The organism is Leeuwenhoekiella nanhaiensis (assembly GCF_002744755.1).
In the GTDB taxonomy this organism is placed as follows: domain Bacteria; phylum Bacteroidota; class Bacteroidia; order Flavobacteriales; family Flavobacteriaceae; genus Leeuwenhoekiella; species Leeuwenhoekiella nanhaiensis.
Genome location: NZ_KZ319287.1, coordinates 438,534 through 464,350, shown reverse-complemented (window position 1 = coordinate 464,350; position 25,817 = coordinate 438,534). Strand labels below are relative to the sequence as shown.

The 25,817-nt window shown below is 40.5% G+C and carries 24 protein-coding genes; 6 read left to right on the top strand and 18 right to left on the bottom strand.

The window, feature by feature from the left end; genetic code table 11:
* Nucleotides 1-32: 32 nt before the first annotated feature.
* The 10 genes from CJ305_RS02060 to CJ305_RS02015 all read right to left on the bottom strand — a co-directional run bounded on the left by CJ305_RS02060 (nucleotide 33) and on the right by CJ305_RS02015 (nucleotide 9,784).
* Nucleotides 33-434: an META domain-containing protein gene (locus CJ305_RS02060; protein WP_099644567.1), complete on the bottom strand. Its 402-nt coding sequence runs from the start codon at nucleotides 432-434 to the stop codon at nucleotides 33-35.
* A 101-nt stretch (nucleotides 435-535) separates the two neighbouring features.
* On the bottom strand, nucleotides 536-1,774 hold the full coding sequence (locus tag CJ305_RS02055) for an aminotransferase class V-fold PLP-dependent enzyme (protein ID WP_099644566.1): 1,239 nt from the start codon (nucleotides 1,772-1,774) through the stop codon (nucleotides 536-538).
* A gap of 43 nt (nucleotides 1,775-1,817) precedes the next feature.
* Nucleotides 1,818-3,131 (bottom strand): Fe-S cluster assembly protein SufD, encoded by a 1,314-nt coding sequence (sufD, locus tag CJ305_RS02050; RefSeq protein WP_099644565.1) that lies wholly within the window; start codon nucleotides 3,129-3,131, stop codon nucleotides 1,818-1,820.
* A 71-nt stretch (nucleotides 3,132-3,202) separates the two neighbouring features.
* Entirely contained in the window at nucleotides 3,203-3,955 is a 753-nt protein-coding gene (sufC, locus tag CJ305_RS02045; protein ID WP_099644564.1) for a Fe-S cluster assembly ATPase SufC, read from the bottom strand.
* A gap of 34 nt (nucleotides 3,956-3,989) precedes the next feature.
* The gene (locus CJ305_RS02040; RefSeq protein WP_099644563.1) at nucleotides 3,990-4,340 is read right to left on the bottom strand and encodes a hypothetical protein; all 351 of its coding nucleotides are present in this window, start codon (nucleotides 4,338-4,340) and stop codon (nucleotides 3,990-3,992) included.
* 2 nt (nucleotides 4,341-4,342) lie between these two features.
* Complete coding sequence (locus CJ305_RS02035) at nucleotides 4,343-5,227, bottom strand: N-acyl homoserine lactonase family protein (RefSeq protein ID WP_099644562.1); 885 nt, start codon at nucleotides 5,225-5,227, stop codon at nucleotides 4,343-4,345.
* A gap of 28 nt (nucleotides 5,228-5,255) precedes the next feature.
* Entirely contained in the window at nucleotides 5,256-6,701 is a 1,446-nt protein-coding gene (gene sufB / locus CJ305_RS02030; RefSeq protein ID WP_099644561.1) for a Fe-S cluster assembly protein SufB, read from the bottom strand.
* A gap of 40 nt (nucleotides 6,702-6,741) precedes the next feature.
* The gene (locus CJ305_RS02025) at nucleotides 6,742-7,071 is read right to left on the bottom strand and encodes a HesB/IscA family protein (protein ID WP_099644560.1); all 330 of its coding nucleotides are present in this window, start codon (nucleotides 7,069-7,071) and stop codon (nucleotides 6,742-6,744) included.
* A gap of 145 nt (nucleotides 7,072-7,216) precedes the next feature.
* A complete protein-coding gene (locus tag CJ305_RS02020) occupies nucleotides 7,217-8,548 on the bottom strand; it encodes a hypothetical protein (RefSeq protein WP_099644559.1) in 1,332 nt (443 codons plus the stop codon).
* Nucleotides 8,549-8,551: 3 nt separating this feature from the next.
* Entirely contained in the window at nucleotides 8,552-9,784 is a 1,233-nt protein-coding gene (locus CJ305_RS02015) for a choice-of-anchor B family protein (RefSeq protein WP_099644558.1), read from the bottom strand.
* A gap of 125 nt (nucleotides 9,785-9,909) precedes the next feature.
* Here CJ305_RS02015 and thiL point away from each other — a divergent pair, with 125 nt between their 5' ends.
* The gene (gene thiL, locus CJ305_RS02010; protein WP_099644557.1) at nucleotides 9,910-10,962 is read left to right on the top strand and encodes a thiamine-phosphate kinase; all 1,053 of its coding nucleotides are present in this window, start codon (nucleotides 9,910-9,912) and stop codon (nucleotides 10,960-10,962) included.
* Here thiL and CJ305_RS02005 read toward each other — a convergent pair whose 3' ends face one another.
* Nucleotides 10,963-11,205, bottom strand: coding sequence for a DUF1660 family phage protein (locus CJ305_RS02005; protein WP_099644884.1), 243 nt, complete (start codon nucleotides 11,203-11,205; stop codon nucleotides 10,963-10,965). It lies immediately after the preceding gene.
* A gap of 201 nt (nucleotides 11,206-11,406) precedes the next feature.
* Nucleotides 11,407-12,174 (bottom strand): alpha/beta fold hydrolase, encoded by a 768-nt coding sequence (locus tag CJ305_RS02000; RefSeq protein ID WP_099644556.1) that lies wholly within the window; start codon nucleotides 12,172-12,174, stop codon nucleotides 11,407-11,409.
* Between the two features lie 35 nt (nucleotides 12,175-12,209).
* On the opposite strand from CJ305_RS02000, the gene brnQ reads away from it, so the two are divergent.
* The 3 genes from brnQ (at nucleotide 12,210) to CJ305_RS01990 (ending at nucleotide 14,315) form a co-directional block, all read left to right on the top strand.
* Nucleotides 12,210-13,502 carry a branched-chain amino acid transport system II carrier protein gene (gene brnQ, locus CJ305_RS01995; protein WP_099644555.1) on the top strand — a complete coding sequence of 431 codons (1,293 nt, stop codon included), beginning with the start codon at nucleotides 12,210-12,212 and terminating at the stop codon, nucleotides 13,500-13,502.
* Nucleotides 13,502-13,651 (top strand): hypothetical protein, encoded by a 150-nt coding sequence (locus CJ305_RS19390; RefSeq protein ID WP_189319361.1) that lies wholly within the window; start codon nucleotides 13,502-13,504, stop codon nucleotides 13,649-13,651. The genes brnQ and CJ305_RS19390 overlap by 1 nt, the downstream gene beginning before the upstream one ends.
* 64 nt (nucleotides 13,652-13,715) lie before the next feature.
* Nucleotides 13,716-14,315, top strand: a complete 600-nt coding sequence (locus tag CJ305_RS01990; protein WP_099644554.1) for a DUF2652 domain-containing protein — start codon at nucleotides 13,716-13,718, stop codon at nucleotides 14,313-14,315.
* A gap of 9 nt (nucleotides 14,316-14,324) precedes the next feature.
* Here the strand turns inward: CJ305_RS01990 and CJ305_RS01985 are convergent, their stop codons facing one another.
* From CJ305_RS01985 to CJ305_RS01975, 3 genes are all read right to left on the bottom strand, one after another.
* Nucleotides 14,325-15,791, bottom strand: a complete 1,467-nt coding sequence (locus CJ305_RS01985; RefSeq protein WP_099644553.1) for an MFS transporter — start codon at nucleotides 15,789-15,791, stop codon at nucleotides 14,325-14,327.
* A gap of 247 nt (nucleotides 15,792-16,038) precedes the next feature.
* On the bottom strand, nucleotides 16,039-16,545 hold the full coding sequence (locus CJ305_RS01980; protein ID WP_099644552.1) for a GreA/GreB family elongation factor: 507 nt from the start codon (nucleotides 16,543-16,545) through the stop codon (nucleotides 16,039-16,041).
* Between the two features lie 73 nt (nucleotides 16,546-16,618).
* The gene (locus CJ305_RS01975) at nucleotides 16,619-17,179 is read right to left on the bottom strand and encodes a DUF427 domain-containing protein (protein WP_099644551.1); all 561 of its coding nucleotides are present in this window, start codon (nucleotides 17,177-17,179) and stop codon (nucleotides 16,619-16,621) included.
* Nucleotides 17,180-17,405: 226 nt separating this feature from the next.
* Here CJ305_RS01975 and CJ305_RS01970 point away from each other — a divergent pair, with 226 nt between their 5' ends.
* Both CJ305_RS01970 and CJ305_RS01965 read left to right on the top strand, forming a co-directional pair.
* Nucleotides 17,406-18,737: a hypothetical protein gene (locus CJ305_RS01970; RefSeq protein ID WP_143469336.1), complete on the top strand. Its 1,332-nt coding sequence runs from the start codon at nucleotides 17,406-17,408 to the stop codon at nucleotides 18,735-18,737.
* 323 nt (nucleotides 18,738-19,060) lie between these two features.
* Nucleotides 19,061-20,275, top strand: a complete 1,215-nt coding sequence (locus tag CJ305_RS01965) for a site-specific integrase (protein ID WP_099644549.1) — start codon at nucleotides 19,061-19,063, stop codon at nucleotides 20,273-20,275.
* A gap of 5 nt (nucleotides 20,276-20,280) precedes the next feature.
* Here CJ305_RS01965 and CJ305_RS01960 read toward each other — a convergent pair whose 3' ends face one another.
* Genes CJ305_RS01960 through CJ305_RS01950 form a run of 3 tightly spaced genes read right to left on the bottom strand, consistent with a single transcriptional unit; the run spans nucleotide 20,281 to nucleotide 25,695 of the window.
* Nucleotides 20,281-22,239, bottom strand: a complete 1,959-nt coding sequence (locus CJ305_RS01960) for a glycoside hydrolase family 30 protein (protein WP_099644548.1) — start codon at nucleotides 22,237-22,239, stop codon at nucleotides 20,281-20,283.
* Nucleotides 22,223-23,200 (bottom strand): glycosyl hydrolase, encoded by a 978-nt coding sequence (locus CJ305_RS01955; protein WP_099644547.1) that lies wholly within the window; start codon nucleotides 23,198-23,200, stop codon nucleotides 22,223-22,225. The genes CJ305_RS01960 and CJ305_RS01955 overlap by 17 nt, the downstream gene beginning before the upstream one ends.
* The gene (locus CJ305_RS01950; protein WP_099644546.1) at nucleotides 23,197-25,695 is read right to left on the bottom strand and encodes a glycoside hydrolase family 9 protein; all 2,499 of its coding nucleotides are present in this window, start codon (nucleotides 25,693-25,695) and stop codon (nucleotides 23,197-23,199) included. The genes CJ305_RS01955 and CJ305_RS01950 overlap by 4 nt, the downstream gene beginning before the upstream one ends.
* Between the last annotated feature and the right edge of the window lie 122 nt (nucleotides 25,696-25,817).

The following is a 25,817-nucleotide window of genomic DNA, read 5'->3' as shown; positions in this document are numbered from 1 at the left end:
TTTCAATTTTAAATCTGCAATACAGCAGTATTTTAATTCTCGCTTGCGGTTAGTAAAACGGCTTCGTCTGCATCAAACAATGTGAGTTTACCGCGCTTTAGTTTATAACTACTGGCATTGAGTAATGCCTGAAAAAAATTATACTCTAAAGTCGTTCCTTCCGGGCACATCATTTTGGTTGACATAGCCGGCGAAAACTTAATGTTAGTGCCGCTTACCACGTAGGTAGAGCTGTAGCTGTTGCAAACACCCTTACCGTTAATCTGACCATTTTCGGCATTAAAATTAATAGTCATTTCTTTATCTGCAACCGAATCCTTTTTTATGGATTGAACCTCAAAACTACCCTGAGGACCTAAACTGTTTTTATCGGTTGATTTGCAAGAGACTGTAAACACCAGTAATACAGTCAATACCGCCCAAATTGCCTTCATATTATTTTGTTTTATTGAAACTCCTCAAGGTAATACCATCCTCACGACTTACTACGAAATTACTCGTAATCATCGAAATAGCAGACTGAGAACACTTAAAATTATATCAACATATTGCGGGCACGCTCCACGCCGGCAACAAGGCTGTCAATTTCTTCTTTAGTATTATAGAAAGCAAAAGAAGCCCGCACCGTCCCCGGAATTTTATAAAAATCCATAATGGGTTGCGCGCAATGATGCCCGGTACGAACTGCAATTCCCAGTTTATCGAGAATGGTCCCCATATCGTAAGGGTGTACGCCTTCAATATTGAAAGAAACGACCGCTGTCTTTTTTGAAGATTCTCCGTAAATACGTAAACCTTCAATGCTCTTCAGTTTTGCTGTAGCATACTCGAGCAGCTCGTGCTCATACGCGGCTATACGTTCAAAACCGATGGCGTTCATATAGTCTAAAGCTGCGCCAAAGGCAATTCCACCGCAAATATTTGGAGTTCCGGCTTCAAACTTATGAGGTAAACCGGCGTAGGTGGTTTTTTCAAAAGTCACCTGATCGATCATCTCACCACCACCCTGATATGGGGGTAGTTTCTCAAGCCATTTTTCTTTACCATAGAGCATTCCTACTCCGGTGGGTCCGCACATTTTATGAGCTGAAACCACATAAAAGTCTACGTCAAGCGCCTGCACATCTGCCTTGATGTGTGGTGCTGCCTGAGCCCCGTCAACCAAAACGGCTCCGCCTACGGCGTGGGTCTTTTTAATTATTTCTTCAATGGGATTTACAGTTCCCAATGCATTACTCACGTGATTGACAAAAACCAGTTTGGTCTTATCTGAAAGTAAGGCATCAAAAGCCTGCATATCGAGCGTTCCGTTATCAAGCATTGGAATAACCTTGAGCATCGCTCCGGTCTTCTCGCAAAGCATTTGCCAGGGCACAATATTAGAATGGTGCTCTAATGCCGAAACGATTACTTCGTCTCCAGCTTCTAATATCGAAGCAAATCCGGAAGCTACGATGTTAATCCCATGCGTGGTTCCGGCTGTAAAAAGCGTTTGATAGGCATTCGGAATATTGAAGTGCTTCTGAATCTTGATTCGCGCCTGTTCATAGGCATCAGTTGCTTCCTGAGAAAGCGCGTGCACGCCACGGTGAATGTTTGCATTGTAGCGGCTGTAATAGTCAACAATAACATCAATAACCTGCTGAGGCGTTTGGGATGTTGCCGCATTGTCAAAATACACCAAAGGCTTGTCGTTAACCTTTCGCTTTAGAATGGGAAAATCGTTTCGGATTTGTTCCACATCAAGAGTTAAAGAGCTGTCTACAGAAGCCATTTGAGTAATTTTTGATCGTTAAAGAAAAATGAAGCTTTGTGTTCTAAACTTCAAACCCCAGATTTACTCCAAGTTTGTTGGCGATAAGTTTGGTGATGCGCGACTTAAGCTGAGGGATTTTAACGCTTTCTAATACGTTATTGGCAAAGGCATACATCAATAGGGCACGACCTTCTTTCTCACCAATTCCCCGTGTTTTCATATAGAAAAGTGCGTCTTCATCAAGCTGACCGATGGTACATCCGTGCGAGCAACGTACGTCATCCGCAAAAATCTCAAGCTGCGGCTTAGAGTTGATCGAAGCCTTGTCGCTAACCAAAATATTGTTGTTAGACTGATACGCATTGATCTTTTGGGCGACTGAATCAACTACTACTTTACCGTTAAAAACACCGGTTGCGCGATCGTCAAAAATTCCCTTATAATCCTGATGACTTTCGCAGTTGGGTTGCTTATGGTGAACCAAGGTATTGTGATCTACGTGCTGCTTATCTTCAATAATGGTAACCCCTTTTAAGATCGAATTGTTATGCTCTCCGTTCTGATAAAAATTCAGGTTATTACGGGTAAGCTTTCCTCCAAACGAAAAGGTATGTACTGCAACTTCAGAAGATGTTTGCTGATCAATATGTGTATTGTCTATCAACGAGGCTGCTTCCTTATCGTTTTGGATCTTGTAATAATCTACACGAGCGTGATCTGCCGCATAAATCTCGGTTACCGAATTGGTAAATACCGCATTGCTGTTTAGGCTTTGGTGACGCTCAATGATTTGAACTTCAGCGTTTTCTTCAACAACAACCAGGTTGCGCGGTTGAAGCATTAAGCTGGACTCAAGACCAGTCGCAAAATGTACGATCTGAATAGGCTTACTTACCGTTTTACCCTTTGGCACATAGATATATGCACCTTCACGGGCAAAAGCCGTATTCAACGAAGTAAGACTATCCTTTTTGACAATTTTGTCGAAGTATTTATCGATTACCGGCTTGTACTTAGGCTTGGTAAGCGCTGCGCTTAACAAACATACATCTACCCCGTCGTGTGTGGTTTCAGATAAATACGAACTGTATTTACCATCTATAAATACAATTTTATAGGTGTCTATATCATTTAGGAAATACTTCTTAACATCTCTAAACTCAATCGCATCTTCATTGCGGCCCACAAGTGAAAAGTCTCCTTTTACCAGGCTGTTTAATGAAGTATATTTCCAGTTTTCATCCTTTTTGGTAGGAAAACCCTTTTCTTCAAAAATCTTGATCGCAGCATCTTTTATATCGTGAATGCTGTTATCAAAATCCTGATTTTCCTGAAAAGTCAGGTAGGATGAAAGTAATTTATCTTTTAAACTCATGTTTTTTTATGTTCTCGGTTAATGGTTAAGTGGAAAACACTTTTAACTCATAACTTATAACTACTAACTCGTTAGACAGCGGTTTCCGCTTTTACCCAGTCGTAACCTTTTTCTTCAAGTTCAAGGGCTAGTTCTTTACCGCCAGATTTAACGATTTTTCCGTTAACCAAAACGTGTACAAAATCAGGTACGATATACTCCAGTAAACGCTGGTAGTGGGTGATCACGATTACTGCATTATCGCTACTGCGTAACTTATTCACTCCGTTAGAAACGATACGCAGAGCATCGATATCCAAACCGGAATCGGTCTCATCAAGAATTGCCAGTTTAGGCTCAAGCATCGCCATTTGAAAAATCTCGTTACGCTTTTTCTCACCTCCGGAAAAACCTTCGTTTAAGGAACGTGATAAAAATTTGCGATCAATCTCTAAAAGCTCAGATTTCTCTCTGATTTTCTTCAGCATTTCGCTTGCGGGCATATCTTCAAGACCTTTAGCCTTGCGGGTTTGATTAATCGCGGTCTTGATGAAATTAGTCACCGACACCCCGGGAATCTCTACCGGATATTGAAAGGAAAGAAATACACCTTTATGCGCGCGCTCGTCTGCATCCATTTCAAGAATAGACTCCCCTTCAAAAAGAATGTCTCCTCCCGAAACTTCATACTCTTCCTTACCGGCAATAACCGATGACAGAGTACTCTTACCAGACCCGTTAGGTCCCATAATAGCGTGAACCTCACCGGCATTGACTTTAAGGTCAATTCCTCTAAGGATTTCTTTATCTTCTATACCTGCGTTTAGATTGTTTATCTCTAACATATTCTCGATTCTTCGGGTTTTAAACCCACATTATTTACTTCGTTAGTTGTAGCCGTAACCTATCGTTTTCTTTGGGATAGCTTACTGCCAGTATATTCTTTATTCTTACAAGTGTGTCCCAACCTTCTTCTTTAGGAGGCTTTGGCCTTTTTACCACTTCTAAAATTACCTGAACAAAATCTTCAGGATTTGTTTTATAGCCAGATGCCTGTCTGATCAGTTCGTTTGCCTTTTCATCTAACACAACCCCATAAACGGATTCGTCGACTTGTAAGACCGCTGCATCTGCGTAATAAATAAATTCACCGGAAACCTGTACTGACTGTGTTTCTGAGTCGCAACTCAAAAACAGAATGGTCAGCAGCGTTACCAGTATCGATTTCATCACTATTTAAGCGCCGTTGGAGCTGTGGTCATTGCGTTAAAATCATCCAGATCATGCTGAATCCACACCTTAGCATTTTTCTCGCTAACAAAAGCTTCAAAAGCCTTAATCGTCTCTTCAGACTGTGGGATATCGTAGTTAAACTGAGGCACGATAGCATCTTCACGATTCTGCTCAAAATGATAAGTATCCCCTGTTAAAACCAAAGGTCCTGCTTCAGGCAAGTCAACAAACAAAGCGTTGTGACCCGCAGTGTGACCCGGCATATATTTGATTACTACACTTCCGTCTCCAAAAACATCATAGTCTTTATTGGCAATGATCTCTTTATTGTTTAAAGCCGAAAATGTATCGGGATTGTAAAACGTGTTTCCTTTGATTTCTTCGCTATTCAGGAAATCATCTTCACTTTGCTGAATAAGCCATTTCGCATCTGCGAAATGATTAGCGGCACCGGTATGATCAAAATGAATATGAGAAAACGCAATCATATCTACATCTGCGGGAGTCAAACCAATACTCTTAAGCTGAGTAGTGATACTGTCTTTACGCGAAATGGTAAAAGCACCTCCTTCAGGAGTATAATCTCCCTGACCGACTAACATTTCCGGAAGACCGGTATCCCATAACAGGATTCCGTTAGGGTGTTTGATCACGTAAAAGGCATCTGCAAGCTGCTTGCTTTCACCTTTATAAGTATCTCCCTGAGCAAAAAGATTCAGGTTGTTTGCCATAATGCTTCCACCGTCAAAAGCATAAAGCTCAACAGCAGGTTTAGCGGGTTCTTCAACCACTACTTCTTCCGTATTTTCTTCTTTCTTGGTTTCTTTACAGCCGGCAAATAACAAGGCTGCCAGCGCAAAAAATGTAATTTTCTTGATAAGCATATCTTTTTTGTTTAGGGTTAATTAGTCTTTATCCTACAGAGCCTTCCAGTGAAATCTCCAGTAACTTCTGGGCTTCCACCGCAAATTCCATCGGTAATTTATTAAGCACTTCTTTACTGAAACCATTTACAATCAGGGCAATTGCTTTTTCGGTATCAATACCCCGCTGGTTGCAGTAAAAGATCTGGTCTTCACCTATCTTACTGGTAGTTGCCTCGTGCTCTACGCGTGCTGTTTTATTATTGGCTTCGATGTAGGGGAAGGTATGCGCCCCACATTTATTACCCATCAGTAACGAGTCACACTGCGAAAAGTTACGGGCATTCTGCGCACGGCTGTTGATCTGAACCAAACCACGGTAACTGTTTTGGCTTTGTCCTGCTGAAATACCTTTAGAAATGATGGTACTTCTGGTGTTTTTACCTAAATGCACCATTTTTGTTCCGGTATCGGCTTGCTGAAAGTTGTTAGTAACCGCAATGGAATAAAATTCACCAATTGAATTATCCCCTTTCAGAATACAGCTGGGGTATTTCCAGGTTACGGCACTACCGGTCTCTACCTGAGTCCACGAAATCTTAGCGTTCTTTTCACAAAGTCCGCGTTTGGTTACAAAGTTGTAAACCCCTCCTTTACCTTCATCATTACCGGGATACCAGTTTTGAACGGTAGAATATTTGATTTCGGCATCATCAAGTGCGATAAGCTCAACTACTGCAGCGTGCAACTGATTCTCATCACGAGATGGTGCTGTGCACCCTTCCAGATAGCTCACGTAACTTCCTTCATCAGCTACAACAAGCGTACGCTCAAACTGACCAGTACCGGCCTGATTGATTCGGAAGTAGGTCGAAAGTTCCATTGGGCAACGCACTCCTTTTGGGATGTAGCAGAACGAACCATCACTGAATACAGCACTGTTTAAAGCTGCATAGAAATTGTCTTTCTTCGGAACTACTGAGCCGATGTATTTTTTCACCAACTCCGGGTGTTCCTTAATCGCCTCAGAAATGGAGCAGAATATAATTCCTTTTTCAGCCAGAGTTTTCTTAAATGTTGTTGTTACCGAAACCGAGTCCATCACCACATCAACCGCCACACCGGCAAGCTTTTTTTGCTCGTCGAGTGAAATACCCAATCGTTTGAAGGTATCCAGCAATTCTGGATCTACCTCATCAAGACTGTCGTACTTTGGTTTTTTTGAAGGTGCGGAATAGTAGGAAATATCCTGAAAATTAGGCTTTGCATAATGCACATTGGCCCACTCCGGTTCTTCCATCGTCTGCCAGTGTCTAAAAGCCTCAAGACGCCACTCCGTCATCCACTCTGGCTCTTCCTTTTTCATAGAAATAGCGCGCACAATATCTTCATTAAGTCCTACCGGAAAGGTATCTGACTCAATATCTGTGTAAAAACCGTACTTGTATTCTTTGGTCGCTAATTCTTTTTCTAAATCGTCTTCTGTATACGCCATATATTCTTTCTAATCTGTTGGAAACAGTTTAAAATCTGTATTAAAGTGAAAAACTTTCACCACAGCCGCAGGTACGCTGTGCATTGGGATTGTTGAAAACAAAACCTTTCCCGTTAAGACCACCACTATATTCAAGTGTGGTGCCTATCAAATAAAGGAAACTGCGTTTATCAACAATAAGTTTCACCCCATTGTCTTCAAAGAGTTTGTCTTCTTCTTCTTTGTTTTTATCAAACTTAAGTTCATAAGACAACCCACTGCAACCACCACTCTTGACCCCTACTCTCACGTAGTCAGCCACGGCGTCGTAACCCTCCTCAGTCATAAGGACAGTTATCTTCTTTTTCGCGTCTTCACTTACTTTAATCATACTAATTCTAAATTGGTGCAAATATACCATTTAAGTAGGGTTTTACCATACTTCCTTACATTAAACTATCTTATCAACTAATAGGCTTAGCCAATATGAATAGCAGTAATAATAAGAAAGGGAAATAGCCGAATGCAGATGAAATTTAGTTTACCTGCAGGATGATGAGATCATCTTTACCCAGAGCAGTTGTAGTTTCCAGCGAAGGACTATCTGTAGAACCTAAAATATACAGCGAATGGGTTGAAGAAAAAACGGCATCAATACCCAGATCAATTCCGGTTCCGCCCCAGGTTTCTTGCCAGATAAGCGATCCGCTCTCTGTAATTTGAAAAGCCCAGATATCATTATCACCCGCGTTGCCCGAAGCCGTCAAATCTGCACTGCGCGTGTTTCCAGTCAAAAAGAAGGTGTTTTCGGGCCCAGGAATTATGCTTTGCACGAACTCAAAATCACTGCTGCCGTAATTCTGCTGCCAGATCAGCGCACCCTGTGGACTAATACGCATTGCAAAGGCATCAAAATCTCCGTTGGGATCTGATATATCCCCATCTAAACTGTTAGTCTGTCCCACGATAATAAAATCGCCATTAGGTAACATCAACGCATCGTGAGCAATATCAATACCCGAACCACCGAAAGAGCGTTCCCAAATCAGGCTTCCGGTGCTGTTGAGTTTTACCAGCCAAATATCGTAACTGCCTCTGGGTGTTGACACATCAAAGTCATCACTTTCGGTAAAGCCTACGAGCACAAAGCCACCATCAGGAGTTTGAAGTGCCTTATACGAACGGTCATTATTACTTCCACCGAAATAATTACGCCATTGCAGGTTTCCGGAAGCGTCCAGTTTTTGCCCCCAAAATTCACCCACACCGTGCTTTGCATTTTCGTTTCCGGCGCCGCCGGAAGCGGTCACATCCAGAAAACCGGCACTAAAGTAGCCGCCGTCTGCTGTTTCCAGAATAGAATACGAGTGATCGTGACCGGCAAAACCGTAGCTCTTTTCCCATTCAATCCCACCTGAAGCATTGGTTTTTACAAACCAGGTATCGTGATAGCCTTCGTTTTTACTCGCGTCACCGTCTTTGCTCATACTGTAGCCGCTAAACAGGAAGCCGCCATCACGGGTCGCAATAAGATCTGTTGCCACGTCACCCCCACTGCCGCCGTAGGTTTTAGAAGCGATGAAATTGGTCTCCTGATCCAGATGCAAAAACCAATAGTCTTCGCCATCACGGGTTTTTCCTGAAAGCATTCCGTCTGTACTTTCTGAAGTTGCCAATACGCCCAGCTCTCCTCCATTAAATTCAATGATGGCTGCAGCTTTGTCATGAAGACTTCCACCCAAACGAGTTGCCATCACCAGGTCTCCCCGGAATGTTTTGGTCTCCAATACCGCAGACTCTTCAGTCTCTCCAGAACAGGCCGAAAAGAGAAAGGTCAAACCAACAATAAACAAATAACCCGATCGCATATGTTATTGAGATTTTTTAATGATAAACAAACCGCGCTCAATGTCGCTTATGATGATTTTTCCGCTTGCGAAATACGGATAGTTACTCCAAGCCCCTTCAAAATCAGTCACATTTGAAGCCGGGTAGGTATCAAAGAAACCGGTTTCGGTAAAGTTTGCATTGGCAACATCAGTGATATCCAACACGCGTAACCCGGCAGTATAATTGGTAAGAAAAAGTGTGTTAGCCTTGACGTAGTAGTTGTGATCAATGGCACGGGTAGGTCCCGAGTAGGTGCCCACCTCAACGGGATTGTCCAAATCTGAAAAATCAAATATCAGACTGCGGGTATTAAAGCCCACTTGCAATTCATCGAGTTCGTCATTTCCTATAAAATAGCGCTGATCTTCTGTAAACCAACCCTGATGCGTGTAAAATGGATTGGAATAGGTGATTTTTGAAATGAAAACCGGGTTTGCGGCATCGGTAACATCTACCAGCGTGATACTGTCTTCATTGCTGGCTACACAAATCTGCCTGCCGGTATAATCCGTATCAGGCCCCGAATAGGTCACCACCTGAGCATCATGTGTATAACCGTCGCCATCAAAACCCCCAATAGAAACCGGAGCTTCCGGATTTGAAACATCAAATATGTGAAGTCCCCCATCAAAGGTTGCTGCTCCCACCACATATACACGGGATTCTTCCTCATTGATAACAATGTTGTGAGCACTGCCAAATTCTAAATTAACCGCATCTGCCGTAAAATTTTGAGCCTCTTCCAAACCCCGCAATCGCGTAAGGTCAAAAACCTGCAAGCCGTGATTGTCTGCCTCACTCACCACAAACGCGTGATTACCAAAAACCTTAACGTCACGCCATGGCGAAGACGCAGTACGGCTGGATAATTTCCCTAAATAAAGCGGATTTAAAGCATCGGAAATCTCTATAAAAGCCACCCCGTTGTCAAGGCCCATCAGGGCATATTCGTTTCCTGTGGCAGGGTCTGTCCAGCCCCAGCAATCATTACCACTGCCGGCCTGCATTTCGCGTAGCGTAACCTGACCTACCAGATCATATCCCGAACAGGGGTATATTCCTGCAAAACCATTTTCGCAGGGGACCACTTCTCCATCGGCGACCACTTCATCTGTATCGTCTAGTGCCGGAGGCAGATCATTATCATCAGTACGCGAACAGGCCGTAAGCAATACGACAGATAGGGAGGCGAGGAACAGATTACTGTATTTCATAACTAATTATTTAAAAAGCATTGCGCTTCAATTTTTAATTCAGGGGACGCAAAATAGGTTAAACGTCAAAAACCGGTAAGTATTTCAAGTTATTCCCGTTAACTTTGCGGCAAAATACGCGCGTTATGTTTGAAAACAAAGACCAAAGCCGCACCTCATTAAGTGCATTAGGAGAGTTTGGACTCATAGATCACCTTACCAACAATTTTGCCATTCAGCATGCTGAAACCGTTAAAGGAATAGGAGATGATGCCGCTGTTATAGATACGAAAGGTAAGCAACTTTTGGTTTCGACAGATTTGTTAATTGAAGGTGTACACTTTGATTTGGCATTCATGCCGCTGAAACATTTGGGTTACAAAGCAGTGATGGTCAACCTTTCAGACATCTACGCGATGAATGCCCGTGCAACTCAAATAACCGTTTCACTGGCGGTATCAAACCGTTTTCCGCTTGAAGCACTTGAAGAATTGTATGCCGGAATTGAACTGGCCTGCGAGCTCTATAAAGTGGACCTTGTAGGAGGTGACACCACTTCAAGTACCAAAGGTTTACTGATAAGCATAACGGCTTTAGGTGTTGCCGAAGCTGATGAAATCGTGACCCGTGATACCGCTCAGGAAGGAGATTTGCTGGTTGTTTCCGGTGATTTGGGCGCTTCGTATATGGGCCTTCAGGTGTTGGAACGCGAAAAACAAGTGCACCAGGTAAATCCTCATGCGCAGCCAGACCTTGAGCCCTACTCCTACCTCATAGAGCGTCAACTAAAGCCGGAAGCACGAAAAGATATCGTTGAGTTATTAAAATCTCTGGAAGTAAAACCTACGGCTATGATTGACATTAGCGACGGCCTGTCTTCCGAGATCATTCATTTGTGTAAAAAATCTGATGTGGGTTGCCGGCTTTATGAAGAAAAAATTCCGTTAGATCCTCAGCTGATCAATGTATGTGAGGAGTTTGAACTGGACAGCACGACGGTTGCCTTAAGCGGCGGAGAAGATTATGAGTTGCTGTTTACCGTTAAGCAGGATGACTATGAGAAAATTAAAGGCAATCCTAATCTTACCGTTATTGGCCATATGACGGCTTCACAAGACGGAATGAATTTAATCACCCGCGCAAATACATCAATACCCATAGTTGCCCGTGGGTGGAATGCACTTCAAAACGAAGATTAATTATGCCGACTGGCGGGCGTGCCTGAAAATGTAGAATTTCTCCATCACTTCGTTTATGCGACGCAGTTTTGGGGTTAAGGGCTGTAACTCACCGTAATCGTTTTCAGTAAATTGCTGACGGCATTTGCAGCACTCGTATTCCTTTTTGTTAGTTTGATACGAACGAAGAACCTGATACTTGTGACCAAAGAGCTTACATAGAATCATGTGATAGGGATTTTTGGAGAAGAATGAATAGTTCATTTTAGGGGTTTTTGAAATTAGGTAGTTAAAATTAACAGAATTATTCGTTAAAAGGAAAAATAAAACCGCTAAAATGCGCATTTTTTCAGACTAACGCACATTTTTGAAGATATTGTAGTATTTCGAACCTTTTCCTGAAAGAATCACATCAAAAAGCCAGGTTATCAACAAATGTTGAAAACTTTTTTCTCGGAAAAACGGTTAAAAATTTGCGATTAGGCCTGCTACCTCTCTAAAATTCTCAATATGAAGCATATGACCACCCGTTAAAACGTCAATTTTGACTTCGGCTTCGCTAAACTTATGTTTCATTTTTTCTGCGTCGATTAAGCCGTCGTCACTTCCCAAAATCATTTGTTTTTTAAAATCTGCAGTCTTCCAAAGGTTTGAATAGTCAGGGCGTTCTCGCATCGCTCTCTGGCAGGTAATGTATGCTTCAGGCGTTACCTGTAAAGCTTCTGTTTTTGTCTGCCGGATTTCCTGTTCAAACTCGGAACTCCTTTTAGCCGAAAACAAATTGGCTACAGACATTGATACCAAGGCTTCGTAATTACGTCCGGCCATGTCTATTGCATGATTTCGCATCTTCTTCCGCTCTGCGGTATCGGCTTCGGGGGTAGAATTCAGCAAAAGCAACCCTTTTGTTTTCTGTGGAAAGGCTTCTGCAAAGGCAAGCGCCACATAGCCACCCATAGAATGCCCCACAAGTTTTACCGTTTCCACATTCAGCGTTTCAAAAATATCATTAACCGCGTGCGCCATAGCTTTCATACCGTTATCCTGCGCCAATAAGGGTGATTTGCCGTGACCGGGAAGATCAATCAGGATCACCCGGTATTTTTGAGACAGGCTTTCCAGCATCCCGTTCCACATCTCCAGATTTTCTAAAAATCCGTGAAGCAGGCACAGCGTTTCTCCGCTGCCGTACTCTTTATAAAATAATTGTTTGTCGTCTTTCTGTACGCCCATTTTAGTTTAACTTTCGGCCCGAAAGATACGACGCTATGCGATTTTCTAAAGAAACACTGATTACAGGTTTCGCCATATTTTCACTTTTTTTTGGAGCCGGAAATCTGATTTTGCCACCTTACCTGGGCTATCTGGCCGGCACTAACTGGCTTTGGGTTAGTTTGGGATTTTGTCTTTCGGCGGTTCTGATTCCGTTACTGGGAATTTTTGCCCACGCCCGCTTGCAGGGCAGTATGCTCGATTTTGGAAACAAAATACACCCCGTTTTCAGTATTATCTTTTGCGTGCTCGTTTATCTTGTAGCCATTACTCTGCCTGCACCGCGCACTGCTTCAGTAACCTACGAGATGGCCATCCAACCTTATTTTGAAGTGAGCTCGCTTACCTCAAGCGCGGTATATTTTGGGCTGGTGCTTTTGTTTGCACTTAACCGCTCGAGACTGCTCAATGCATTGGGGAAATACCTTACGCCGCTCCTGCTTTTAATATTAACAACAATTATTTGCATCGCCATTTTTGCCGAACTCCCGCCCGCGACAGCATCGCAGTTAGAAAGTCCGTTGACTAGCGGCCTTTTAGAAGGCTATCAGACTTTTGATGCGATTGGCGCGATTGTTATTGGTGCCGTGGTGATTATCTCCTTAAATCTGGTAAACACCGAAAGTCACCAGATTAAAAGAAACCTCATGATCAAAGCCGGAAGCCTTGCGGGCCTTGGCCTGCTCACCATATACCTGGGTCTGATCTATGTGGGATCGCTGTATGTAAACCAAACGGTGACCGACTCCCGAACGGATTTGCTTTCGTTTTTAAGTTACGATACCCTGGGTTCGGGCGGACGTATTCTCTTGTCCATATTGGTAAGTCTGGCCTGTTTTACCACCGCAGTGGGAATCGTAACCGGAACTTCAGACTTTATCAAGGGGCTTTTTAAAAATTCACAACGCGCATACATTATAACAGCCATTTTAGCCAGCGCTCTCGGTGTACTCATTGGTCAGACCGGCGTTGCCTATATCATTGCTGTGGCCGTACCGGCATTGAGTTTTATCTATCCTTTAGTCATTGTTCTGATCCTTTTGAATTTATTTTCAGATCGCTTTGTTTCCAGTCTTATTTTCAGGCTTGTTGCGCTGGTAACTATCGTATTTAGTATTCCTGACTTTTTAGTGTCCTTTAATGCTGAAAATTATCAGGGTCGCTTTAGCTGGATTCCTTTTTCAGATTACGGAGTGGGTTGGATTTTACCGGTTGTAATCACGTTTATCATCGGAAAAATTATAGAACATTTTATTGATGAGTCAAAAACTTCTAAACCCGAAAACTAATGGCTAAAAAAGGAACTCCTAAAAACGGTAAAAACAAAGACAAACACAACAAGTTGCTCAAGCGTAAAAAAGACAAACTGCGCGCGGAAAAGGAAGCCCGAGCTCTTAAGCTGAAAGAAATCATCAAGGCTGCGCAGTCTAAAGACTAATATTTCAGCCAAATATTTATTAAAAATCATCTTGCATAATCCTGAATGATAGATATTTGCAGCTATGAAAGCAGAACCCACTTTAATTTGCATCCCGGACATCAGCGGTTTTACCCAGTTTATGCGGGAGGCCAACTTCGATCTCACCGCACAGGTCATCCCCGCCCTGCTCAACGAGATCATCTATGCAAACACCATTAATCTTCAGGTTTCTGAAATAGAAGGTGATGCGGTATTATTCTTTAGAAGTGGCGAATTGCCAAGCCTTGAAGAACTGATTGATCAGTGTAAAACCTTTTATACAGACTTCTACAAACGTATGGATAAGCTTTACCGGGAACATAAGAAAGAAGACGACGCCCGCAGCATCTCTGAGATTCTTGGCCTGAAAATAATCTTGCATTATGGCGAGGAAATCGCAATGGTGCCTATAGGAAATCGCATCAAATTAATGGGCGAAGATGTGATCACCGCGCATCGTATGCTTAAGAATGATATCCCAACTGATGAATACATTCTATTTTCAGAACAGGTCTATAACAAGTTTGATGAAGATGCATTTGCTCAGATTTGTAACTGGTCTGAGATTCAAAAAGGCTGTTTAGATATTGAACATCTGGGTGTTTTAAACTACCGGTATATTGACCTTGAACCTTTGAATTAAACCGGGAGACTATTGCTTACTTAATCTGCGTTCTTTGAGGTCTTTCTCGATCTGGTTCTCTTTTGCCTTATTGATCTCATAAAAGAAAAGCAAGCCTGCCCCAATTAAAAACGGAATTGCAGGGTATATACTCACCAAAAGTTTGGTTCCTTCAATTGCTGTTTCGGGCTGAATGATATCTTCAACCGGTACTGTAGCTGCCTCTTTGGTGATGTAATTGTATAGACCCAAAATCCAGGCGACTAGCGCACCACCTATACTCAGACCTCCTTTAAGCCCCACCATCATTGCCGAAAATATGATTGCAGTAGCTCTTCGGTTATTCTTCCATTCGGAATAATCAGCTACATCTGCGATCATCGCCCAAAGCAGTGGAATCGTAATTCCGTAGAAAAACCCGTGTAAAATTTGAGATACAAACATCAGGATCACAGCATCTTTTGGGAAAAAGTAAAAAGCCAGAATAAATAGCGTTGAAATAAATAAGGCTACGCCGAAAACATCCCGTTTTCCATATTTGTCTGCAAAACCTTTTGAAAAGGTAATCCCTACGATCATAAAAATGATTCCACCGGCGTTAAACAAACCGAAGCCAGCAGATACCGGGTTTTCACCAAAGAAATTCACCCCAATAGCCCCCAAACCATTAAGAATTGGCTCTATAAAAGCCGTAAGAGAGGCAGGGTCTACGTAGTTTTTGAAGTAATACACATACGAACCACCTTTCATAGCAAGCGTGATAAAAACTAAAGTGGTAAGAACCAGCATAATCACCCAGGGCTTATTTTTAACGAGATCACCCAGATCTTCTTTAAGGCTGGATTCCTGATCTATTGTAGGTACGATGCGCTCCCGTGTGGTCAAAAAGGTAATGATCAACATTACCGTACCTATTATCGCCAGCCAGGTCATCACAATCTCAATACCTACTGCCTGATCTCCGCCACCTGCCGACTCAATAATGGGCAGCATAAAAACCTGAACAAAAAACTGTGCGAACATAACCGCCACAAAACGATACGACGATAAGCTGTTACGCTCGCCCATATCACCGGTAATTACACCGCTTAATGCCGAATAGGGCAGGTTGTTTGCAGCATAAAGCAACAGCAACAGCGTATAGGTGACGACCGCATAAATTACTTTACCTTTGTAATCAAAATCAGGCGTGGTAAAAGCCAGTAAGGCCACTACTCCCAGAGGAATAGCGGTGTAGAGAATCCAGGGTCTGAATTTACCGTATCGTGAACGCGTACGATCTGCAAGCGCACCGATGACCGGATTGAAACCAAAAGCCGCAACCATACCCACTATAAAAATGATCACCGAAGCATCATTGGCCTTAAGACCGTAGATATCGGTGTAGAAATAGGCCAGGTAAGTCATCAGGGTCTGAAACACCAGGTTTGCAGACAAATCGCCCAGACTGTAACCAATTTTTTCTTTTATGGATAATTTTTGGGATTGCGTACTCATAGATAACGGGCTAAATGAATTCTATAATGATATCACCGATCACCTCTCGTTTAAGGAAATCGATTGCGTAAAATCTAATTTATTCTTCAAAAAAATAATCTGAACGATAGCATATATTCTTTTGGACTATAAGCTAACAGCGACCCAAGATACTACCTTTGAACGACAATAAAAAAATTAAAAGCCCCATAAATGAGGCTTTATTGCGTTTTATATGAAAATAAGTTTTCTGCTTAGCGATTTGTAATCAATTGTTATCAGGATATTCAATGTTCTGAATCTGAATGCTTCTCCTGTTATCACCCAGCTCAAGCATAGTTTCCTCGCCGGCTTTTTTGCCCATCAATGCTTTGGCTACGGGAGCTGTGAACGCAATTTTCTGTTGTTTAACATCAGCCTCATCAACACCCACGATTTGTAGCGTTATGGGCTTGGGACTTCCCGAAATGGTATAGGTAACCCGAGCACCAAAACGCACCTCATCAGTATCTACTTTATCAAGCAATCGGGCACTTGTAAGTCGCTCCTTAAGTAAATTGAGTTTTCCGTTGAGTACGGCCAGAGATCTGCGGCGCTCCCGCTCATCGGATTCGTCGAGTTCTGATATTTCGCGAAGTAAATCCTCCTGCTCTTCTTCTAAAGCCTGCAATCCGGCCGGAGTCACATAATTGGTGACACCCGCAGGTAAAGCCGCCCTTGGCGGAATTATAGGCGTTTCTTCCTGATCGTCTTCTTTTACAAATCCTCTGCTCATAGTTCAAGTTCTAAGTTTAAAAGCTAGGTATTTTAAAAGGTAACGGGTATTAAATAAAGCATAATGTTGGGGTTCACCAATGCTCCGTTCCCTTTTCCCCTTTAAACGGACCGGTTAAATCTGGCGTGATCCAACCCGCATAGAATGCACTGTCCTGTGCTTTTACCTGTTCCCCATCTACAAAGCATTCCAAATTTTGCGGATAGAAAGCCAGATGCTCTTTTAAAGCTTCAAATACCGGGAAAGGACTCGGGTATGACCAGGCGACCGGTTTACCGGGGTTATCTTTCAAAGCCCAATAGGTGGCGCTGCCTTTCCATTCGCACATCGAAGTCTTCCCTTCCATCTTTATTAATAAACTGGTGTCGATATCAGAGTTTGGAATGTAATAAGTAGGTGGACTTGCAGTTTCCAGAACTGCCAGAGCGTTTTGAGACTCGGCTAAAATGTGATCCTGATGCTTGACCAGAACGGGTTTAGTTACCTTTTCAATAACCGGAGTGCGTGGAAAATCCCAGACTGAACGCTGCCCGGCTTTGGGAATTTCGGCAAATGGCGGTCGTTTAGACCCGGTATTGCTCCAGCTTTCTCGTGACTTTTTTAACCATTCCGGCACCTTTCTTTCTTTTGACATAGCTACAAACTGTTTTTTCTGAAAGGTATGAGATCTAAACAAAAAAGCCGCTACAACTGTTCCCGTAATAACGCAGGAGCTTTCATAATAATCTTTGATATTACTTAGAAACAGATAAAGTTACTTTAGATTTCACATAATGAATTAAATAGAAGTTTAGTTTATAAGTTTAGCGTCTGTAAATTTTAAAAACACGAACCATCCACAAGATATAAACAATAAAATGATGGAATTTCCTACTATCTTAAATTTAAACTTCGAAACCGATCATCCTAATCAAAGAATTGACATCTACGAAGGCGACTTTTATCTGAAAAATGAAAGCCAAACTTTCAAATGTAACGGTAATATATTCTTTGAATGGTTACCAAATCTTGGCTCTCGATTTACAGGGAGATTAACTCGTGGAAAACATCCAAAATTTGCTGGCTATTACACAATAATTGTTGAAGACAACATAATAGGCAAAGTCTTTTTAACGAATTTAACTGATAGCAGTGAGTCAAGTTTTATAGAAATTCAAGGCGTTTTTAATCATGAATGTATTTATGGAGATAAATCCATTACTGTCGAATTAGTAAAATTTGACATCCCAAATCTCAAGGATTATATTGGTTCAATTGTAAGTAAAGATGGAGGAACCTTTCGCAATAGAATTCATTTCGAGAATGATGATTTTTCAATCGTGATAGATAAAGCTATTGATTATAAGGATAGATTAAAAAAACTAAAAAATAAAGGAGGATATTTAAGCCTGTACACAGGGGAATTAAAACTTAAAAAGGGTAGTTTAAATTACGAAACGACTAAAAATATCCTTAGATCATTTGGTACATTTTTGAGTTTTTTAAATGGTAGAAAGATTGCTCCGATTTTTTATTCAGGTATTTATCAAGGCGAAAAAATATGGTCAGATTTTAGCAATTATGATATCTCTCTATACAAATATAATTCAGGTTGGTCTTCAATGTTTTCAATTGACGGTTTTAAAGAATTGTTCAATAAATTTTTAGAAATCTGGAAAAATGATGACGATCAGAATTTTTTAGTTTCTGCAATTCATTGGTATAATGAATCAAACAGCAATAGTGGCTATGCTGAAGGCTCAATAGTTATGGCTCAAACCGCTCTAGAACTTCTTTATAATTGGCTGATAATTGAAAAAGGAAATCTTTTATTGGGAAGAGACAGTGAAAATATTAGCGCTTCAAATAAAATACGCCTTCTACTATCGCAAATAAAGATGAGCAAAGCAGCTCCTTTAAACTTTCGTGAACTTCAAAGTTACATAACAGAAAATCCTGAAATACACGATGCCCCTGAAGCAATTGTTCAGATAAGAAATTCAATAATTCATTCTCAATTTGAGAAAAGAAAAAAGCTGTCAAAATTGAATTCTAACACAATACATCAAGCTTTACAACTAAGCATATTATATATCGAATTATCAATACTTTATATTCTAGGGTATAACGGAGAATACGAAGACAGATGCTCAGGAAACGATTATCTTACTGATCGAACCAAAAGTGTTCCCTGGGTTGAAACGTATCAGTAGAATAATTTAGAGTAAGAATCATATACTAATAAATCCATTTCTTGAATAGTTGATAAAATACGTTTCTAAAAAAGTAGCTAAACAAAAAAGCCCAACATCACTGTTGAGCTTTTGTACCCCGGGTGGGAATCGAACCCACACTCGTAAGAACTGGGTTTTGAATCCAAGCTATTTATGTTCATCGTACATCAATCTACGTTATATAATATTGATTTGTAGTTGTTTAATAAAATTTAATTTTATTAAACATTATTAAAAAGCAAGATTTGTTGTACCTATGTTGTACCTATTTGTTTTAACTTTATGGAAAATTATACAAGAATATGACCTCAAATACCAAAATAGTACTTCGAAAGAAGGCCAATAAGAATGGTCTATACCCCATAGCAATTAGGATCACTAAAAATAGAAAATCAACCTATCATTATATTGGGCACTATATACCCCTGAAAGATTGGGATGAGAAGAACCTCAGAGTCAAGAAGTCAAATCCTAATTTTTTACAATTAAACAATCTTATTTATACACGATTACAGGAAGCTAATAAAAACTTGCTTCAGCTTCAGTCTAATAATTTAGATTTATCTGTAAATCAAATAAAAAAAGAAATTTACTCTAATATAAAGTCAAGAACATTTTATGAAGTTGCTCAAAAGTATTTAAAGGAATTAGAGCTCAATAAAAAAATGGCTCAGCTATCAGCAGATAGAGTTCGGGTTAATCATGTTATAAACTTCCATAGATCTAAACAGCTAAGCTTTGAGGAAATAGATGAGCTATTTTTAAGAGGTTTTAAAGTCTACCTCAAAAATAAATTGAGTCTATCTCAAAGGTCTATAGTTAATAATCTAATTGTCATTAGAACAATCTATAACAGAGCAATAAAAATAGGTATTGTAGACCGTAAACTTTACCCTTTTGGAGCCGATAAAATCAGAATAAAAATTCCCGAAGCTCAAAAAATCGGCTTAACAATTAATGAAATTAAGGCCTTTGAGTCTGCAAAAAATCTAACAAAAGAGGAAAAACATGCTCAAAATGTTTGGCTTTTTAGCTTCTACTTTGCGGGTATTAGAATTGCCGATTTACTGAAGATTAGATGGAGTGACATTTTTGATGATAGGCTTCACTATACAATGAATAAAAACTCTAAAGTTTTATCTTTAAAATTGCCAAAAAAAGCAGGTACAATACTTAAATACTACAAACCATTTCAGAAGCAGATGGATGATTTTATATTCCCAGAGTTGAAACTGGCTGATTACAGTAGTCCAGAAGATGTATATGCCAAGACCAAAACCGCAACAAAGAATATTAATTTTCATTTAAAACAAGTTGCTGAAAAATCTAAGATTAAAAAGAAAGTGACTATGCATATTGCACGTCACAGCTTTGGACACATATCTGAAGACAAAATTCCTATTCAAATGTTACAAAAGTTATATCGTCATTCTTCTTTAACAACTACCATAAATTATCAATCTAATTTTATTCACAAGGATGCAGATGAGGCTCTTGAAAGTGTTGTTGACTTTTAAATAATTTACTTCAAGTCAACAGAGAATAGTGAAATGAAAGATCCTCCCTCGGCGAATAGATTTATTTTACCGTTACTTACTTGAACCTTTTTAATTCTTTTAAAAGAATTATTTTGATCTGTTACATACACATTAAAAGCTGATATGCTTGAAGGAATCCCAGTAACTTCAATTGATCTCTTACCACCTTTATTAACCAGATGTAAGGCATATTGTCCTCGTTCTTTACTTCCCAATGCCGCAGCCGTCACACTTTCTTGATTTGACGTGACTGGTATATTTCTCAAGCCAGACGGTGTTTTGCCTAATTGTTTGAGATTAAAAAAACGTTGGGTTGGCTTAAGTTTATCGTCGTTTCCGTAAATACCTCCTCCGGAAAGCACGGAATAGTCTGAAGTTAATTGCCATTGAAGAATACTTAAAGGCTGGGCAAACTTCAAAATCTTAAGATAAATCCGTATTTCTTCAAGTGCATAGGAGGGCTCTTCGAAGATTTGGGGATATCTCCATGCACCGGCATCGATGCTGCCTTCACCAACAAATAGAGGTTGGCCAACACGATTTGCAATATCATACCATTCTAAAAGGTTTTTTTGAGACCAACCTCGCCATGAATGAAATGATACTCCGCCAATGTACGGTACTGATTCTGGGTTTAAAGATGCTGTTGTTGTGAAATCCCAGCCATTTGCATCGGCTGTATCACCAAGTAATAGTTTAGTATTTAACCCGGCGTTTTTAAAGAGACTACCAAGTTCGCGTATCAATTGATCATGTTCTTCTGGGGTTTGCCTTACATCGATTCCCAAGTCAGATTCATTAAATGAAAACAAAAAGGCTTCTACGCCATACTCTTCTTTTAAAAATTCAACGTAGGATGTTATTGATCTATAAATTTCTTCTTTTTTAGATTGATCTAATTGATTGCCGCGGCTACCGTCAAGGTTTACGCCTTCCGCTCTTTCTCCGATAATGGCCCAGTTAGGAGCAAACCATGCTGCTAAGATTACCGGAATACCTCTTTTGTCCAAGCGTCTCGCCATTTCTAATGAGGCCTCAACCTTGGGATGTAAATTTCCATTTTTAGCTTCAAGCTTTGGATTTTTATCAAGATCTGGATGCCATAATTTCCAAGGCAACTCAACTCTGCCCCAGGTGACATTAAGATTATCTAAACTATAGTCTATTACCTGCGGATCGTTTTTTGGGTTTTGTAAACGAAAATTTCCTCCTATACCTTCAAAAAGATTTCCTTCCTGTTCTGGAAACAGCTTTAGGGCTACCGGTGCATTTTCTGGTTCGCCGCTAACTTCAATATCAAAGGTATTTGAATAGGTTTTTCCTGCTGCAAGACTACCCGTAGCGATGGCGAAATTCAATCCAAATTCAGGGTTTATAGAATCTTTTCCCATAGTGATCATTAATTCGGTTTGATCTTTGGCTTTAATATGGATTCCCCGTTTTTTGGTCAGCATACTGACGGCTTGAACCGGCGCTTTATAAGAAGTATTATCAAAATCTGAACTTATGTCAAGAGCGCTTAAAGATTCTGGATTGGTAATTTCAAAACGAGTCTCATTATTAAATTCCTGTGGTAAATTAATTCTAAAATAGGCACCTTGAATTAACGTATCCTTTGGAGAGCTAAAGTCAATTTGAACTCTTACGGAATGCGTAGTTAACGATTTAATAGTTTGAGTCCATCTGATATTCCTCATCTCATAACTGAAAATTTTGGTCTCATCGTCTCTCTTAAAGTCAGTTTTCTGGCCTTCTTTTCGTGTGGGCCATTGGTATTTTTGCTCATTGACCAACAGAAGGCTTGTATTAAAACCGTGCAGACCTTGATCTGTACGAATACCGATAAGGTTGCCCCAGGTTTCAAATTCGGTCTGGGCAGTTATTTTTTGAAAAAAACCTGTAACCACTAAGAGTGTTAGTATTACCTTATTTTTTAATTTCATCTTTTGATAGTGTTTTTGAGTAATTATAGATTTCTTGAACACGATTGACCGTATTTGCAGTCTCAAGCCAATTAGACCACACCATAAACCAAGACCATTGAGGTTGTTTTTGAAGAATATTAGGTTTCGGTAATTCTCCCACTTCCCCAAGCGCTATAGGCTTACCGGCAGCAAGCTTTAAAAGTGCCTCATAATCGTGCTGCTCATAATCATAGTGATAAACATCTGTAGCAAGTATATCTACATATTCAGGTCCCGGATAAAAGCCCTCATAAGCATAAGCCTCATCAAAGGGGATATCACGCGGTGCATTTGCATTCCATACCCAAATCAAGTTATTTAATTGATGATACTCTGTTAAGCGGTTGTAGAGCATTTTCCAAAGTTTTTTATAGGCTGCCGGTTTATTTCCCCACCAAAACCAAACCCCATTCATCTCATGATAAGGCCTCCATAAGACCGGTATTCGCGCTTTTTCCAAGTCTTTAAGGTATGAGGCTATATGATCAACTTGCTTTAGCCATCTGGAATGAAGATCAGTACCAGGAGAAAGCAATTGTTTCCAGTTTTCATCACTCAGCTTGTTTTGTACGCTTTCGCTCCAATCATAAGGTGGGCTGTCTGTAGGCCTGCCTACGTGCCACATTAAGGTCACCAATGCGCCTTCCTTAGCTTTTTCAATTGCACTCTTGACAACGCGCTCTCCGGGATCGTTTTGACCGTTCCAATAAAAATCTGTTCCCCAAACCGCAGGATAGTCCCCGGTAATTTTATAAACCGACTCATAAAACTTACCAGGATCTTCATTATAACTGTGCTGACCAGATAAGATTCTATCTCCTAAAGAGGCTATATAAATCAACAGTTGTTTCGCTTCGGGAGTTGCATTCTCATTTACCGGTATTTGGGCATAATTTAAATTAGAGAGCATAACACCCAGCACCAAGGCTATTTTTTTCATGGTAAATCATTTAAAATTTGATCTGCAGCAAGCACCAGAAAAATGTAATCTGTGGTTCCACCCCCTAATACGTATTCGGTTTGTTGCCAAAGGAACGGCCACTCCAATAACTCGGGAAAATCCGGTCTTATTAAAGCAGTTCCAGAACCAACACCTCCGGGTATATAAGAAAACTCTCCACGATTCATACCATAGGCTTGAGTTAAAGATCGCACACCCACCCCTGAAGCAAAAGAAGAAGTATTTACCCCCGGGTGTACACCTAAAATAAAGTTGAGAGCACTTAGCAAATAGTCTTTAGGAAAAATTTTGGGATAGCTTCTGTGAAAATAATATTGCTTCATTCCAAAGTTTTGAATTCCCCAGCCAGCACCCCAAATATTTGGTTCGTAGGGCAAACCATAAGGTGTTTTTTTTCCTAATTCTACTACTTTCTGAAAATACCCTCTTACTGCGGTATGCAATTGTTTTTTAAACAAAGGCTCGGTAATTAAGGGTAATGCCTGCCCTACAATCCAGCCTGTATTTTCTATATCTGCAAGTATCCCTTCTGTATTTTTAATAAGGTATTTTGCGTATTCTGTGTTCTGAGTGGTCCTTAAAAGTTCTACCGCCAATTCTAATTTAGGGATAAATGCTTCTTGATCATTTGAGGTCCAAATACCTTTTGCAATAGACAGGCACTTAGCAGCAAGATCTGGATTGTAATTTTTTAAAACCCGTGCTGCCGCGGCTAAGGCAGCTGCAGTAGACAGTTCCCGGGCGGGATTTTCTTCTGTAAAAACCCAGCGATCGTCTGGTGCACCGGCTAATCCCACCGGGATATTTTGATCTGCTAGGGAATTAGAAAAAATAGTGTTGTCGCTATGATTTACAGGGTCCCCCAATAAGGTATACTGTCTTTTGGTAGGTACTATTATGCCCCGATAAAAACGCCCCAGAGCACTATACCCACCTATTATAGAAAGGACTCCATGCTCTACTTGCTGTAATACATCTGGTTTACCATCTGGTTTCAGGATTTCAACAATACGCGATTTTTGATCAACACTTGTATTGTCATAGTTTAAGTCAAAAATTTCATAGATATGCGCCAAGCCCTGCACTGTAGAGGCCTGTGACTCAACCCGCAGATCAAAATCCCCAGCATCATGCCAGCCGCCCTGATTTAATTGGGGTACGTGTTCTCCTGGTTTGAATGCTGTTAAGGTTGAAGATCCTTGTAAGTAACCATCAAAATGATTTAAAGCTACGGGAGCCATGCGTGCATCATCTAGATGACAAAGTCCATGCCAGACCTTATAGCGGTCATTTACACGCATATGACACATTTGTACCGGAAGAAAATACTCTAGAGTGGGTTGCCATACACCTCTCTTATATACATTTTTATGTATTTGAAAAGGCTGCGAAAGGCTTTTACCGTATTTCAGTACATATAAACCGGAATCTCTTATTTCACTGAAATCAAATTGAAGATACTTGTATCTTAAAAAATTTCCCCAAACTTTTGGTTCTTTAGTAAGAACTTCTATATGTTCCCCTAAGGGATTGATACGATATAATTTGGCAAATGCCACTTCAATAGCATTGGGGTCAGTTTCAATTATGGCAATTTTATCTTGATTGGGATGATACCCTACCTGAGAATGTTGAATTATGGGATCATAAGTAAAACCATCGAGTACGTTGGGAGTAATTTCCCACTCCACGGCATTTTTAGTTTTCCCAGATGGTACTAAAGATCTCACTATAAACCAGCCATTACTGTGTATAGCCCTTCCGTCCAACAATTCTAATTTTGATTCAGGTACACGATTGTTGATTTCCAGGGTTTGTGCGGGAAAATCTGGTGCAATTACAAGCTTTTGACCCTTTGCTAAAGGTTCTAGCCTGTATTCCCCATCTTTAGTATAATAACCCGGTCCATTTGCCTGACGGCTAAATAGGCCAAAATCTGTATCCATATAATATGTTTTTCCGAATAAAATACCCGGGAAAAGTTCTAGGTTTAACCCTATTTTCCCTTCCCATTCCTTCGGTATCGGTTCCTCAAGGTCAATGCTTAAAATGAAAGATTTACCGTTTGCTTTAACCTTAAGGTCATATGCTAATTGAAGATCTGGATACGCTATAGGGTTAAAACCTTTACCATTTTTTGAAGGATCAGGATAACTCATCCGCACCTGTATTACTTGATTTTTTAGATCTACCTGACGCACTCCAACTTTTGGAACCGGCTGCCATTGGCCTGGTGCCGGTTCAAGTCTTAAGTCTCCATTTGTAGCTATCCGAAAGCCATTTTGAATAATGCCCACGCCACCTTGGTGACTTTCGGGATAAAAGTCGTGGGCAAGCATAACATTGGCACCACGCATTTCTAAATATTCTAAGTCATTGATTTTAAAACCCTTTAAAGAATCAGCAATTTTTTGACTATTTAAGTTTATAGTAGTTAGGAAAAATAGTATGTGATAGTATTTAATTCGAATCATAAATTCTAAAGTTAGTTTGCTCCCCCTTGGCTTGCTTAATACTTTTTTGTCTATTCCTCATAGGATATTTTCACAGTTAATGGATGATGCTTTCATTCCAGTATATTTATCCATAAAATTTC